15 protein-coding genes are annotated in these 14644 nt (G+C 68.7%); 8 read left to right on the top strand and 7 right to left on the bottom strand.

Translation table 11 applies throughout. The annotated features are described in order from the left end of the window. Positions 1 to 261 precede the first annotated feature (261 nt). The 4 genes from IC535_RS07060 (at position 262) to IC535_RS07045 (ending at position 4569) form a co-directional block, all read left to right on the top strand. On the top strand, positions 262 to 2637 hold the full coding sequence (locus tag IC535_RS07060; RefSeq protein WP_228885579.1) for a ribonucleoside-diphosphate reductase subunit alpha: 2376 nt from the start codon (positions 262 to 264) through the stop codon (positions 2635 to 2637). A 112-nt stretch (positions 2638 to 2749) separates the two neighbouring features. Next, a complete protein-coding gene (locus IC535_RS07055) occupies positions 2750 to 3790 on the top strand; it encodes a ribonucleotide-diphosphate reductase subunit beta (protein WP_228885578.1) in 1041 nt (346 codons plus the stop codon). 4 nt (positions 3791 to 3794) lie between these two features. Beyond that, complete coding sequence (locus tag IC535_RS07050) at positions 3795 to 4274, top strand: flavodoxin (RefSeq protein WP_228885577.1); 480 nt, start codon at positions 3795 to 3797, stop codon at positions 4272 to 4274. Beyond that, positions 4246 to 4569, top strand: coding sequence for a thioredoxin family protein (locus IC535_RS07045; RefSeq protein ID WP_228885576.1), 324 nt, complete (start codon positions 4246 to 4248; stop codon positions 4567 to 4569). The genes IC535_RS07050 and IC535_RS07045 overlap by 29 nt, the downstream gene beginning before the upstream one ends. 570 nt (positions 4570 to 5139) lie before the next feature. On the opposite strand, the gene IC535_RS07040 is transcribed toward IC535_RS07045, so the two are convergent. Beyond that, positions 5140 to 5445: a DUF3817 domain-containing protein gene (locus IC535_RS07040; protein ID WP_228885655.1), complete on the bottom strand. Its 306-nt coding sequence runs from the start codon at positions 5443 to 5445 to the stop codon at positions 5140 to 5142. Positions 5446 to 5581: 136 nt separating this feature from the next. Beyond that, positions 5582 to 6343: an SDR family NAD(P)-dependent oxidoreductase gene (locus IC535_RS07035; protein ID WP_228885575.1), complete on the bottom strand. Its 762-nt coding sequence runs from the start codon at positions 6341 to 6343 to the stop codon at positions 5582 to 5584. 99 nt (positions 6344 to 6442) lie between these two features. On the opposite strand from IC535_RS07035, the gene IC535_RS07030 reads away from it, so the two are divergent. The 4 genes from IC535_RS07030 (at position 6443) to IC535_RS07015 (ending at position 10369) form a co-directional block, all read left to right on the top strand. Next, positions 6443 to 7351: a LysR family transcriptional regulator gene (locus IC535_RS07030; RefSeq protein ID WP_228885574.1), complete on the top strand. Its 909-nt coding sequence runs from the start codon at positions 6443 to 6445 to the stop codon at positions 7349 to 7351. Positions 7352 to 7492: 141 nt separating this feature from the next. Beyond that, complete coding sequence (locus tag IC535_RS07025) at positions 7493 to 8269, top strand: DeoR/GlpR family DNA-binding transcription regulator (protein ID WP_228885573.1); 777 nt, start codon at positions 7493 to 7495, stop codon at positions 8267 to 8269. A gap of 34 nt (positions 8270 to 8303) precedes the next feature. Beyond that, a complete protein-coding gene (locus tag IC535_RS07020; RefSeq protein ID WP_228885570.1) occupies positions 8304 to 9434 on the top strand; it encodes an MFS transporter in 1131 nt (376 codons plus the stop codon). 110 nt (positions 9435 to 9544) lie between these two features. Then, positions 9545 to 10369 (top strand): isocitrate lyase/PEP mutase family protein, encoded by an 825-nt coding sequence (locus tag IC535_RS07015; RefSeq protein ID WP_228885568.1) that lies wholly within the window; start codon positions 9545 to 9547, stop codon positions 10367 to 10369. Positions 10370 to 10446: 77 nt separating this feature from the next. Here IC535_RS07015 and IC535_RS07010 read toward each other — a convergent pair whose 3' ends face one another. From IC535_RS07010 to IC535_RS06990, 5 genes are all read right to left on the bottom strand, one after another. Next, positions 10447 to 11373: a M14 family metallopeptidase gene (locus IC535_RS07010; protein ID WP_228885567.1), complete on the bottom strand. Its 927-nt coding sequence runs from the start codon at positions 11371 to 11373 to the stop codon at positions 10447 to 10449. A 57-nt stretch (positions 11374 to 11430) separates the two neighbouring features. Next, positions 11431 to 12096 carry a class I SAM-dependent methyltransferase gene (locus tag IC535_RS07005; protein WP_228885566.1) on the bottom strand — a complete coding sequence of 222 codons (666 nt, stop codon included), beginning with the start codon at positions 12094 to 12096 and terminating at the stop codon, positions 11431 to 11433. A 77-nt stretch (positions 12097 to 12173) separates the two neighbouring features. Then, positions 12174 to 12590, bottom strand: a complete 417-nt coding sequence (locus tag IC535_RS07000; RefSeq protein WP_228885565.1) for a (R)-mandelonitrile lyase — start codon at positions 12588 to 12590, stop codon at positions 12174 to 12176. A gap of 87 nt (positions 12591 to 12677) precedes the next feature. Beyond that, positions 12678 to 13655 carry a zinc-binding dehydrogenase gene (locus IC535_RS06995; protein ID WP_228885564.1) on the bottom strand — a complete coding sequence of 326 codons (978 nt, stop codon included), beginning with the start codon at positions 13653 to 13655 and terminating at the stop codon, positions 12678 to 12680. A gap of 57 nt (positions 13656 to 13712) precedes the next feature. Then, complete coding sequence (locus tag IC535_RS06990; RefSeq protein ID WP_228885563.1) at positions 13713 to 14486, bottom strand: hypothetical protein; 774 nt, start codon at positions 14484 to 14486, stop codon at positions 13713 to 13715. Positions 14487 to 14644: the final 158 nt, after the last annotated feature.

Here is a 14644-nt window from a genome sequence, read left to right as displayed (position 1 = left end):
GACAACACAACATATGATGTTGACGATGAGGCAGAACCACACTATGTTGTGTTCATCGGCTCCCCGCTTCCGCCAGGCCCGTTTCCCCGTCACGCCCCTGTTGCCCCTCCCGGCCACAGGGCATGACCACCCGAACGGCGTCTGGACGCGCGGCCTTCACCCGGCCATTGCCGGGGATGATCCCCCCTGCCCCATGACGCCCGCCCGGCCGTCGCGATGCCTGCATCGCGGCGCGACACCTGCGCACCGCATGGACCGACGATGATCAACGAAGACAGCCGCGTCACCGACGCCACCGCAACCCCCGAACCGACCGGCAACGACGCCGACACCACGCCGTGGATCACCAAGGAAGGCGGCAACCGGCGCCTGCCGTTCGACCCGGCGCGCCTGCAGCGCAGCCTGCAGGCGGCGCATGCCCCGTTCCCGCAGCTGGACCTGGCCGACTACCTGCGCAGCGTGCTGGCCCTGATCGGCCGCCGCCAGCAGCTCAGCGCCGATGAACTGGTGGACCTGCTGATCCGCGAAGCCGAGGCGCGCATCGACCTGACCGCGCCGGACTGGGAGCACCTGGCCGCGCGGCTGTACCTGCGCCGGCTGTACAAGCGCGCCAGCAAGAACCGCTTCTACGACGCCGCCCTCAAGTACGGCTCCTACGTAGGCCTGCAGGAAAGCCTGGCCGACCGCAACGTGTACTCGATCGACATCCTCAAGGCCTATTCCAAGGAAGAACTGGAAGAAGCCGGGCGCATGATCGAGCCCGAGCGCGACACCCTGTTCGCCTACAACGGGCTGTACCTGCTGGCCACCCGCTACCTGGCCACCGACGCTTCGCGCGCGGTGTTCGAACTGCCGCAGGAACGCTGGCTGACCATCGCGCTGTACCTGATGCAGGACGAGCACCGCAGCGGTGCCGATGGCCGGCGCCGGCGCATGCTGCTGGTACGCGAGGCCTACTGGGCACTGTCCAACCTGTACATGACCGTGGCCACCCCGACCCTGGCCAATGCCGGCAAGCTGGGCGGCCAGCTGTCGTCGTGCTTCATCGACACCGTCGAGGACAGCCTGCAGGGCATCTACGATTCCAACACCGACGTGGCGCGGGTGTCCAAGCACGGCGGCGGCGTGGGCGCCTACCTGGGCTATGTGCGTTCGGCCGGTGCACCGATCCGCGGGGTGGCCAATTCGTCCGGTGGCGTGGTGCCGTGGATCAAGCAGCTCAACAACACCGCGGTCAGCGTGGACCAGCTCGGCCAGCGCAAAGGCGCCATCGCGGTGTACCTGGATATCTGGCACCGCGACATCGAAAGTTTCCTGGACCTGCGCCTGAACAATGGCGACCAGCGCCTGCGCGCGCACGATGTGTTCACCTCGGTATGCCTGCCCGACCTGTTCATGGAAACGGTGGAGCGGCGCGGCGACTGGTATCTGTTCGATCCGCACGAGGTCAAGCGGATCAAGGGCTGGTACCTGCAGGACTTCCACGACGAGCAGCGCGGCCAGGGCAGCTTCCGCGACCGCTATGCCGAGGTGGTGGCCGACGAGCGCATCGGCCGGCGCACGATCAAGGCCATCGATCTGTTCAAGCGGATCATGGTCAGCCAGCTGGAGACCGGCAACCCCTTCATGTTCTACCGCGACGAAGTGAACCGGAAGAACCCCAACAAGCATGCCGGCACGGTGTACTCCAGCAACCTGTGCACCGAAATCCTGCAGAACATGAGCCCCACCCGCCTGATCCAGGAGATGATCAGCGGCGACCAGATCGTCACCACCCGCCAGGCCGGCGATTTCGTGGTGTGCAACCTGTCCTCGATCAACCTGGGCCGGGCCGTCACCGCCGCGCCGGACCTGCTCTCCAGCGACGTGCTGGAGCGGCTGGTGCCGATCCAGGTGCGCATGCTCGACAACGTGATCGACCTCAACCAGCTGCCCGTGCCGCAGGCCACCATCACCAACCGCAAGTACCGCGCGATCGGGCTGGGCACCTTCGGCTGGCACCACCTGCTGGCCCAGCAGCACATCCATTGGGACTCGGCCCAGGCCGAGGACTATGCCGACACCCTGTATGAACGGATCAACTACCTGGCCATCCAGGCCAGCATGCGCCTGGCCGAAGAGAAGGGCCGCTACAGCGCCTTCCTGGGCAGCGACTGGCACAACGGCGAGTACTTCCGCGCGCGCGGTTACACCAGCCCGGCCTGGCAGGAACTGGCCGCGCAGGTAGGCGTGCACGGGTTGCGCAACGGCTGGCTGCTGGCGGTGGCGCCGAACATGAGCACCGCGCAGATCGCCGGCTCCAGCGCCTCGATCGACCCGGTATACGGCGCGTTCTACTACGAAGAGAAGAAGGACTTCCGCCGCCCGGTGGCCGCGCCGGGGCTGTCGCTGGACACCTACCCGTACTACGAAAAGGGCGCCTACCGGCTGGACCAGTTCGCCAGCATCCGCCAGAACGCGCGCCGCCAGCGCCATGTGGACCAGTCGATCAGCTTCAACCTCTACGTGCCCAGCACCATCCGCGCCAGCACCCTGCTGGCGCTGCACATGAGCGCCTGGCGCGAAGGGCTGAAGACCACCTACTACGTGCGCTCCAACGATATCGACATCAGCGAATGCGAATGGTGCGGGGGATGACGACCACCCCCAGGTAGCTGACGACCGTTGGTCGTCAACCCATCGCCCGGTGGCGCCGGCCGCTGGCCGGCAACCACGCCACCCCATGCAATCGCAAAAACAAGGACACCCCATGGCCATCCCCCTGGAACGCATCAAGATCCTCGAACCACGCCACCCCAACCGCTCCACCGGCATCATCAACGGCCGCACCAGCGGCATCCTGAACTGGAACGACATCCCCTACCCGTCCTTCTATCGGGCCTACAAGGAACTGTCGACCAACTTCTGGATTCCCGACGAGGTCGACATGAAGGGCGACGCGCGCGGCTACGGCGAACTCAACGCGCGCGAAAAGAACGCCTACGATTCCATCATCGGCCTGCTGGCCACGCTGGATTCGCCGCAGACCCGCTTCATCTACAACGTGGCCGAGTACATCACCGACCCGGCCGCGCATGCCAATGCGGCGATCATCGGCCAGCAGGAGGTGATCCACAACGAAAGCTACAGCTACGTGCTGGCCTCCATCGCCGGGCTGGCCGACCAGAACCGGGTGTTCGAAATCGCCCGCACCCACCCCACCATCCTGGCCCGCAACCAGCCGATCATGCAGTCCTACGACGACTTCCTGCGCGAGAAGACCGCCGAAACGCTGATCCGCGCGCTGATCCAGTCCTCGATCCTGGAAGGCATCAACTTCTATTCGGGCTTTGCCTTCTTCTACAACCTGGTCCGGCAGAACCGCATGACCGGCACCGGCAAGATCATCAGCTTCATCAACCGCGACGAGCTGGCCCATACCAAGTTCATCAGCGAACTGATCCGCGCCATCATCGGCGAGAACCCGGCTCTGCAGGGCGATGCGCTCACCGCCTACGTACACGATGCCTTCGAGCACGCCATCGCGCTGGAAACCCGCTGGACCGGCGAAGTGCTCGATGGCATCGACGGCATCGACGTGGACGAGATGATCCGCTATGTGAAATACCGCGCCAACAAGATGGCCGGCATGCTCGGCATCGAGAAGCTGTACAGCGACACCCACGTCAACGTGATGCCGTGGATCAAGGCCTACGCCGACAACTTCACCGAAACCAAGACCGACTTCTTCGAAATGCGCAACGCCAGCTACAAGAAGACCAATGCCGACAATGGCTTCGACGACCTGTAAGGCCATGCAGATCCTGGTCGCCTACGCCTCACTGAGCGGCAACACGCGCGATGTCGCCCGGCAACTGGCCGCGCGCTGCCAATGGCACGGGCACCAGGTGCGGCTGTTCGATGTCGATGGCGATGCCGCCCACGCACTGGCCCGGCCGCACGACCTGCTGCTGCTCGGCAGCTGGACCGACAATGCCGGGCGCACCCCGGCGGAGATGAAGCGCTTCGTCGCGGCCGTGCGCGACCACGGCGGCCTACCGTCGGCGCAACGCGTGGCGGTGTTCGGCACCGGGGAAACCCAATGGGGACTGGAGTATTACTGCGGCGCCGCGCACCGGCTGGCGCGCTTCTTCAGCTCCCCGCACGCGGTGCTGGAAATCGAGCAGATGCCGCACGGCGCCGCCGACACCCTCGCCATCCATTCCTGGGCCGACACCGTGTTGGCCCATATCGAGACCCTTGACCATGCAGACCCTGCACGCCGCCACGCCTGAGGCTTACCACGCCGCCCTGCGCGACTACGCCACCGTGCTGGTGGATTTCCACAAGGACGATTGCCCCGGCTGCCGGATGCTGGACCTGTCGCTGGCCAGCCTGGCCGACGCGCCCGCCACCGAGGGCGTGGTACTGCTCAAAGTAAAACTGGAAACCATCGGCGAAGTGTTCTTCCGCAGCCTCGGCCTGCGCCAGACCCCTACCCTGCTCCTGGTCCGTGACGGACACGAAGTGGCGCGGCTGGCCGGGTTCCAGTCGCCGCAACAGATCACAGACGCGCTGGAAAAAAGGTAGGTCCGGTTCCCGCGCGCCAACCACAGTGTCGGCACCGGACAACGGTCATGCCGCCACCGCACGCGGCACCGCACTGGTAGGGTCGGTTCCCAAACGACTGCCGATAGCCCCGCCACGTCCATTGCACGCATGACCTACATCGAAGTCACGCCCCGCAACCGCAGAACCGGTCCCGTTCAACGGTCATGTCGCCACCGCACGTGCGCCGCACTGGTAGGGTCGGTTCCCAAACGACTGCCGAATAGCCCCACCACGTCCATTGCACGCATGACCTGTATCGGGGCCACGTCCCACAACCGCAGAACCGGCCCCGTTCAATGGTCATGTCGCCACCGAACGCGGGACCGCTACCGGCAGTCGAGCAAGCTTCGACCCTACCAGGGCAACCAAGGCAATGACGCACTACGCCGGTAGGGTCGGTTCCCAAACGACTGCCGATAGCCCCGCCACGTCCATTGCACGCATGACCTGTATCGGGGCCACGTCACACAACCGCAGAACCAGCTCCGTTCAATGGTCATGTCGCCACCGAACGCGGCACCGCTACCGGCAGTCGAGCACGCTTCGACCCTACCGGGCGGCCAACAGGCCGCGGCGTCTGAACCACCATTCCAGCGGCAGCGTCACCAGCGGCGGTACTGCGGCGATCAGCGCCAATCCCGCTGCCCACCATGGCCAGCGCAGCCGCACCGCGGCCAATACGGTCACCACCACGTAGGCCATGAAGGCGAACCCGTGCAGCGGCCCGAACACGCGCACGCCAATCACGGTCGGTTCGGCGGCGTGGTACTTGAAATACATGCCGATCAACAGCCCGGCCCAGGTCAATGCCTCGACCAAGGCGACAGTGGCGAACACACGGCCCATCGGGCTCATCGCAATGGCAGCTTTCAACTCAACGCTCGGCAGGCTGTGGACAGGAACTGCATGATAGCCGCTGTTTGCGAATGCAACGCTTTCGCATGAAAAAACAGGCGCGCGCCATCACGGCCCGCGCCTGCCTGCACCGTCCTCAGACGAACATGCCGCCCGAGGCTTCCACGCGCTGCGCATTGATCCAGCCGGTGTGCGGCGACAACAACGCCACCGCGACCGGCCCGATGTCATCGGGCTGCCCGGCACGGCCCAGCGCCGTGATCGAGGCGACCATCGCATTGGTGTGCGCGTCATCGCGCACGCGCCCACCGCCGAAGTCGGTCTCGATCGCGCCCGGCGCCAGCGTATTCGCGCTGATCCGGCGTGCGCCCAGCTCCTTGGCCAGGTACCGGGTGAACACCTCGATGCCGCCCTTCATCATCGCGTAGGCCGAACTGCCCGGCAGCGAGAAGCGGGCCAGACCGCTGGACACGTTGAGGATGCGGCCGCCATCGGCGATCAGCGGCAGCAGCGCCTGGGTCAGGAAGTACGGTCCCTTCAGGTGCACCGCGACCAGGTGGTCGAACTGCTCCGGCGTGGTCTCTGCGATCGGCGCGTACAGCCCTTCGCCGGCATTGTTGAGCAGACCCTGCAGCCCGGTGGCACCCCAGCCCTGCAGCGTCTGCCGCACCTGGGCGGCGAACGCGGCGAAGCTGCCACTGTCGGCCACGTCCAGCGGCAGCGCGGCCGCCCGCCGGCCCAGCGCCTGGATCTGTGCCACCACCTGCTGCGCGGCGTCGGCCTGGCTGCGGTAGGTCAGCACGATGTCGGCGCCGTCGGCGGCCAGTGCCAGCGCGGCATTGCGGCCCAGGCCGCGGCTGCCGCCGGTGATCAGAACGACTCGGGTGGATGTGTTCATGTCGCGCTCCTGTGTGGGTAGGGAGGCAGCGTATTGGCATTGCATCAAAGCATAAACAGCGCGATTCTGATTTGACTGTTCATACCTGGCGAACAATCCATGGATCGCATCGACCAACTGCGCAGCTTCCTGCGCGTCGCCGAGCTGGGCTCGTTCACCGCGGCGGCCGACAGCCTGGGGCTGCCCAAGGCCAGCGTGTCGCTGGCGGTACAGCGGCTGGAGGCCGAAGTGGGCGTGCAGCTGCTGCACCGGACCACCCGCCGCGTGCAGCTCAGCGCCGACGGCGCCCAGTTCCAGCAGCGCGCGCGCGACCTGCTGGATGACCTGGAAGAGCTGCAGGGCATGTTCCGCCGCGACACCAGCCAGTTGAAGGGACGCCTGCGCGTGGACATGTCCAGCGGCCTGGCGCGGCAGCTGGTGATCCCGCAGCTGCCCGCGTTCCTGGACGGGCACCCCGGGCTGGAGATCGAACTGAGCGGCACCGACCGCCGCGTCGATCTGGTCCGCGAAGGCTTCGACTGCGTGCTGCGGGTCGGCCCGCTGGACGACAACACCCTGGTCGCGCGGCCGCTGGGGGTGATGCACATCGTCAACTGCGCCAGCCCGGCCTACCTGGCCACACGCGGGGTACCGAAGGACCTTGCCGACCTGGCTGCCCATGCGCTGGTGCATTACGTGGGCACGCTGGGCCAGCGCTCGCCGGGGTTCGAGTACCACGACGGCCAGCGCTACCGCAGCCTGCCGATGCGCGGGGCGATCACGGTCAACAGTGGCGAGGGCTACAGCGCGGCGGCGCTGGCCGGGCTGGGCATCATCCAGGTGCCGTTGCTGGGCGCGCGCCATGCCCTGGCATCCGGCGAACTGGTCCAGATCCTGCCGCAGTGCGTGGCCGAACCCATGCCGGTCACTCTGCTTTACGCGCAGCGCCGCCACCTGCCACGCCGGGTGGCCGCGTTCATGGACTGGGTCACCGCCCTGATCCAGCCGGAGTTGGAGCGCGAGCGCTGATTGCCAACGAAACCGTGCACAAATGCGCCGCAGGATGTGCACGTTTATCCATGTTGTGGCATTATTTAGCCCGAAACGGTGCAACGTATTACACAAACCTGCGCGATCGCAGTGCCGCTCACCCCGCCCGGAGACCCCCGCATGACCCCTGATGCCCTGCCCGGCGAACGCCAACAGACCATCCTGCAACTGCTGCGCGAACAGGGCCGGGTGGTGTCGGCGCAGCTGGCCGCCCAGTTGCAGGTGTCGGAGGACTCGATCCGCCGCGACCTGCGCGACCTGGCCAGCCAGGGCCTGTGCCGCAAGGTTTATGGCGGCGCGCTGCCGGCCACGCCGGACACCCCGCCGCTGGCGGCCCGCCACGCCCAGCGCCGCGAACAGAAGCTGGCCCTGGCGCGCCTGGCCGCCGCGCAGGTGCTGCCCGGCGAGCTGGTGCTGCTCGATGCCGGCTCCACCAACAGCGCCATCGCCGCCTGCCTGCCCGAGCAGCAAGGACTGTGCGTGGTCACCAATGCGCCGGACATCGCCCTGCTGTTGATGGCCCGGCGCGGCATCGAGGTCAGCCTCATCGGCGGCCGGCTGGATGCGCGCATCGGCGCCACCGTTGGCGCCCAGGCCCTGGAGGCAGTTGCCGCGCTACGTGCGGACGTGTGCTTCATCGGCACCTGCGCGGTCGATGCCGATGCCGGGATCTGGGCGGTGGATGGCGAAGAGGCCGCGCTCAAGCGTGCCCTGCTCGCGGCCAGCAGCCGCTGCGTGGTGGTCGCCACCAACGACAAGCTGGGGGCACAAGCCGCGCACCGCATCGGCGGCGTGGACCGGATCGACCAACTGGTCCTGGAGGCCGATGCGCCGCCGGCGCAGGTGGAGGCCTTCGCCCGCCGCGGCGTGGCCATCCTGCGCGCCACCCGCGACTGATCCGGTGTCCCTTCCCCCGTTGCCCGGAATCGCGATGCCCCTGCCCACGCCCCGCACCCAACAGCACGCCACCCGTGCCGCCTTCTTCCTGCCCGGTTTCGCCACCGCCGCGTGGGCGCCGCTGGTGCCGTTCGCCAAGGCCCGCACCGGCCTGGACGAAGGCACGCTGGGGCTGGTGCTGCTGTGCCTGGGCGCCGGCTCGCTGCTGGCGATGCCGCTGGCCGGCGTGTTCGCCGCCCGCCATGGCTGCCGCGCGGTGATGGTGGCCACCCTGCTGATGGTGCTGGCCAGCCTGCCGCTGCTGGCGGTCGCGCCCTCGCCGTGGACGCTGGGCCTGGCCCTGTTCGTGTTCGGCGCCGGCGTGGGCGCCTGCGATTGCGTGATGAACATCCAGGCGGTCATCGTCGAACGCGACAGCGGGCGGCCGATGATGTCCGGCTTCCACGCCTTCTACAGCATCGGCGGCGCGATCGGCGCGGCGGCGATGACCGCGCTGCTGGCCCTGCACCTGCCACCGTGGCTGGTGTGCCTGCTGGTATCGGCGGTGATGGCCGCGCTGCTAGCGGTGTCGCTGCCGCATTGGCGCACCGACAAGGCACCGGCCGGTGCGCCGGTGTTCGCAGTGCCGCACGGGGTGGTGCTGGGCATCGGCGTGCTGTGCTTCGTCGCCTTCCTCGCCGAAGGCGCCATCCTGGACTGGAGCGCGGTGTTCCTGCACGAAGTGCAGCAGGTGCCGTCCTCGCGCGCCGGGCTGGGCTACATGGCCTTTGCGATCGCGATGACCGTCGCCCGCCTGTTCGGCGACCGCGCGGTGGCCGCGCTGGGCCGCCACCGCGCCATCCTGCTGGGCGGGCTGATCGCCGCCGCTGGCTTCGCCCTGGCCACCTTCGCCCCGGACCTGGCGCTGGCCATGACCGGCTATGCGCTGGTCGGCGTCGGCTGCGCCAACATCGTGCCGGCGCTGTTCTCGATGGCCGGCAACCAGAAGGCCATGCCGGAAAGCCTGGCCATTCCGGCGATCACCACGCTGGGCTATGCCGGCATCCTGGCCGGGCCGGCACTGATCGGCTTCGTTGCGCAGGCCAGCAGCCTGGTGGCGGCCTTCGCCGCGGTGGCGGTGGCGCTGGTGCTGCTGGGGCTGTCGGCACGGGCGGTGCGTGCATAAGCCGGCCGTGTTCTGATCGCGCGGTGCTGCGCGGCCCCCGGCCGCGCCGTGCAGCATGGGGATTGCGCCCGCAGCGGTACCATCGGCTCACCGCTCACCGGGCCTGCGCCATGACTGCACCGTGCTTCGATCCCCGCCCACGCCGCGCCGCCTTCCGTGCCCTGCACGACGCCGGTTGTTTCGTCCTGCCCAACCCGTGGGACGTGGGCAGCGCGCGCTACCTGCACGGCCTGGGCTTCGCGGCGCTGGCCAGCACCAGTTCCGGGGTCGCCTGGAGCCAGGGCATGGCCGACGGCCAGTTGTCGCTGGCTGCCACGCTGGACCACCTGCGAGCGCTGGCCGCCGCGACGCCGCTGCCGGTGAACGCCGATTTCGGCGACGGCTTCGGCACGCTCGATGAGGTCGGCAGCAGCGTCACCCGCGCCATCGCTACCGGCGTGGCCGGCATCTCCATCGAAGACGCCAGCGCCGACCCCGACCACCCGCTGCGTTCGCTCGACGAGGCGGTGGCACGCGTACGCGCCGCCCGCCGCGCGATCGATGCCTCCGGCCAGGACGTGCTGCTGGTCGGCCGCGCCGAGAACTTCTTCGTCGGCCGCCCCGATCTGGACGATGCGATCACCCGCTTGCGCGCCTATGCCGACGCCGGCGCCGACTGCCTGTACGCCCCGGGCATCAGCAGCCGCGAGCAGATCGAAACCGTGGTTGCCGCAGTGGCGCCCAAACCGGTCAACCTGCTGGTCGGCAGCGCGGTGCCGTTCACCCTGGCCGATATCGCCGCGATGGGCGTGCGCCGGGTCAGCGTCGGCGGGGCGATGGCGCGCACCGCCTGGGGCGGGATGATGCGCGCCTCGCAACTGCTGATGGACCAGGGCCGCTTCGACGGCTTTGCCGATGCGGCCTCGGGGGCGGCGCTGAACCAGCTGTTCCGCTGAGCGCCCTTGAGGGCCCAGGCGGCCCATGCAACGGGCCGCTCATTTTCCCGATTCGGATCCTTCAACCCATACAGCAATCATGAAACCCGATGCGCCAACGCGTAATCGATCGCCGCGCAGATCGCCGCCACCTGGGCGTCGTTGCACTGCTGGGCGGTGGCACGCGGGCTGTCCGGGTACACCTCGGTGGTGGTGGTGTAGGTCGCCCCGGTGATGCTGGCGCACAGGCCCAGCTTCTTCAGCGGGTACTCGATCACGCCCGGGGCCACCACCGGCGAACCGATGATCTCGCCCTTGTCGTCGGCCGGGGCGATATGGGTCACCCGCTCCACTGCGGCGTTGACCGCGGTCTGGAACGCCGGCTGCGGGTTCTCGCTGTCGTCCACCAGGTAGAAGCCATCGGGGATCAGCCCCGGCTCGAACGGCTTGCCGTCGCGCGCGGCCAAGGCCGGGCGGAACTCGGTTTCGTCGCTGTCGGTGGTTTCGTGCAGGTCGATGTGCATCACGATGCTGCCGCGCAGGGGCGCGACCAGCGCCATCAGCGCGGCCGACTCGGCAGCCGGGCTGTCGGCCACGAACGAACGGTTCGGGTCGATCGCATCGGCGTTCCAGCGCTGGACGCGCTCGTACCCCCACGGGCTCACGCACGGCGCCACCAGCACGTTGGCGCGGCCGGCGTAGTCCCTGGCACGGGTGGCCAGGAACTGTAGCGCGCCCTGCACGCCGCTGGTTTCATAACCATGCACGCCACCGGTGACCAGCACGCTGGGCAACGCCGGGTTCCAGTCGCGGCTGCGCACCGCGAACAGCGGATAGCGGTCCGGCGCATAGTCGAGCGTGCCGTACTGCTCCACGTCGAAGTCGGCGCGCAGGCGTTCCAGTGCCGGCAGCACGTCATCGGCGTAACGCCGGCTCGGAGTCTGGCGGGCACGCCACTGCGCCTTCTCTGCCGCGCCCCAGGGCCGGCCGGCGGTACCGATGGGATAGAAGGTGGCGTCATTCATGGCGTGCAGTCGTTCCGGTGTGCGAGCCCTGCACTTTACCATCGCCTCCCCCGCCACTCAGGCCACGGCCACCCAGCCGCGGAACGCCAGGCCCTGGTAGAACGGCTCCACCGTGGCGAAGCCTGCTTCGCGCAGGAAGGCTTCGTCCTGCGCCGGCGAAGCGATGTGCAGGTGCGTGGCCACCGCCGCACGCCCTTTGGCCGCCGCCGCAGGCGCGATCCCCGACGACACTGCGAACGCGGCGTAGCGGTCCAGCCAGCGCTCGCGCTGATCGGCGGCAATGCTCATGTGCGCCACCACCAGCGGTGCGCCCGGACGCAGCCGTCGGTGCAGCGCACGCAGGGTGTCCACGCGCTGGTCGGGTGCGACGAAATGCAGGGTCAGCAGGCACGCGGCCGCGTCGAACGGACCATCAGGCGCGACGTCCACATAGCCGTGGTGCAAGGTTGCGCGCGCCGCGTCGGTGCCCAGCGTCTGGCGCGCCAGCGCCAGCATCTGCGCCGAGGGGTCCACGCCGTCGAAACGCCAGCCCGGATGCGCCCGGGCGAAGGCGCGCATCTCCAGTCCCCCGCCGGCGCCCAGCACCAGCAGCCGGGCATCGCCGCCCACCCGTTCGCCCAGCAGCACGCCGGCCATGCGCAGCAGGTCGGCGAAGCCGGGTACCAGTCGCGGCGGGCCTTCGGCATAGCGTGCGACGGTGTCCGGGTCGGCGTAGGCGTCCATGGGCAGGCTTCCGATCATATGTAACTAAATACATTACATTAGACCAGGACGGGTGAAACACCCCCACCGAGACAGCGCTATTGCCCGTTGTACTGGGCCTCGCTGACCGGCTCCAGCCAGGTCACCGGCGAGCCATCCACGGCCTCGGCGATGGCGATATGCGTCATCGCCACATCGGGGCGCGCGCCATGCCAGTGCTTCATGCCGGGCGGAATCCACACGATGTCGCCCGGGCGGATCTCCTGCGCGGGCTTGCCCCACTCCTGCACATGGCCGACCCCGGCGGTGACGATCAGGGTCTGGCCCAGCGGATGGGTATGCCACGCGGTGCGGGCGCCGGGCTCGAACGTTACCGTCGCCCCGCCGAGCCGGGCCGGTGCATCGGCCTGGAACGGCGCGTCGATACGCACCGTGCCGGTGAAATAGTCCGTCGAGCCTGCGGCCGACGCGACGCTGCCGGCCTTGGTGATGCGGATCGGGGCGGTAGTGTCCATGCATGTCCTCGTGGGGGTGTAGTGCCGGCCGCTGGCCGGCTCCAGACAACATCCGGGGCAGAGTCGGCCAGCGGCCGGCATCCCCGGTCAGGGCCGCAGCAGCACCTTGCCGTTGCGGCCGGGTACCAGGCTGGCCGCGGCCGCCTCGGCGACCTGGTCCAGGCCGAACACACCGTCCACCGGCAGACTCAAGCCACCGCGCGCGGCCAGTTGCAACAGCTCGCCCACCAGCCGGCGCTTGTCCCCGGCCGCCATCGCCTGGCTGACCTTGCTGCCCCAGAAGCCCTTCACCGTGGCCTGCTTGAAGATCACATCGCCGGAATTGAGCTGCATCGGCTCGCCGGTCATCGAGCCGAACGACACCAGCGTGCCGCCGTCGCCAAGCAGGGTCATCAGCTCGCTGCTGGCGCGGCCACCGACCGAATCCACCGCTGCGGCGATCGACCCAGCACCCACCTGGGCCTGCACCTGCGCCATCCAGTCCGATTGCGCCGTCGATACCGTGTGCTTGATCCCCAGCGCGGCCATCTCGGCCACGCCGGCATCGCGCCGGACCAGGTTCACGCAGTGCACGCCGCGGGCGGCAGCCAGCATCGCCAGCGCCTTGCCGACCGCGCCGTTGGCCGCGTTCTGCACGATCCACCGGCCCGCCTGCACCTGCAGGAATTCCAGCAGCATCAACGCGCTCAGCGGCATCGCGATCAGCTGCGCGGCGGTCTCATCGTCGACCGCATCGGGAATGGGAATGACCATCTTCGCCGGCGCGAGGAAGTACTCCGCCCAGGTGCCGTGCACCGACGCGGCACTGACCCGCTGGCCCGGCGCCAGGTCCTGCACGCCCTCGCCCAGCGCGTCGATCACCCCGGTGCCTTCGCTGCCGCCGATCGCCGGCAGGGTCGGCTTGTAGCCGTACTGGCCGCGCACCGTCCACAGATCGTGGTTGTGGATCGGCGCCAGCACGGTACGGATCCGCACCTGCCCCGGCCCGGGCTGCGGGACCGGCTGTTGGCCGCCGTGCAGCACTACGGCCGGGTCGCCGAACCGCTCATGCATCGCTACGCGCATGCGTCTTCTCCTGTTGCCACGTCATGGGGGATGTCGGGCCTGGCCCGGTGATACCGGTCAGCGCCGATGGCGGTGCGCGGCCACCACCGCGACGGTGGGATGGCGCCAGGCCCGCGCGCGCAGCAGCAGGGTCTGCAGCACCAGCAACGCGGCCACGGCCAGCGCCAGCACCGACACCGTGTCGGCACCGGGCAGGCGCCAGCCCGACTGCTTCACATACACGCCGACCAGTGCCCATACCACCGCCGCCGGGTAGGCCCAATGCCCGCGCAGGCGCTGGTTCATCGACCACGCCAGCAGCGTGGCCAGCGCCAGCAGTGCCACGCTCCAGCCGAACATGTCGGCGGCCGGCAGCCACTGGTAGGCCACGATCACCTGGGCGGTGTTGAGGAAGGCGGCCATCGACAGCCAGCCGGCATGCAGGGCCAGCGGATAGGCCGCCCACGCCCGCTGCCCGCCACTGGCTTCCGGTGGCGCGGCACGGGTGGCGGCCACCAGCATGCACGCCAGCGCGGCCCAGATGATCGCCAGCGCCAGACCGAACCATTGATTGGAAAACACCGGCATCCACAGCGCGGTCAACGCAAAGCCCGCTGCCACCCAGCCACGCACGCCGACCAGGTCCGGCTTGCGCCGGCGCAGCTGCCACAGCCCGAACAGCACATCCCACAGGAAAATCAGCCCCCAGATGGCGAAGGCATAGCCGGCGGCGACCAGCAGGGTCGGATAGCGGTCGGAAATGGCACCGTTGGTCGGGCCGAACATACCGGACTGCGACAACCACGACACCACCGGCATGGCCAATGCGGCCAACAACACGATCCAACGCATGCATCCACTCCAACCCAAAGAGGGCCGACGATACGCGGTTCGCGGTTAAGGCGGTGACACAGGCGGCGGCAATCCAGCACAGCGGTGCAATCCGGCAGGCCGCCGCCGCGCTGTACTGGGCCGCCCGGCCGCGTGCCGGGCCGCCACCCACACCCGCC

The sequence above is a fragment of the Stenotrophomonas rhizophila genome (assembly GCF_020857975.1).
In the GTDB taxonomy this organism is placed as follows: domain Bacteria; phylum Pseudomonadota; class Gammaproteobacteria; order Xanthomonadales; family Xanthomonadaceae; genus Stenotrophomonas; species Stenotrophomonas rhizophila_C.
The sequence above is the reverse complement of the archived record's forward strand: the minus strand, read 5'-3'. Positions and strand labels throughout refer to the sequence as shown.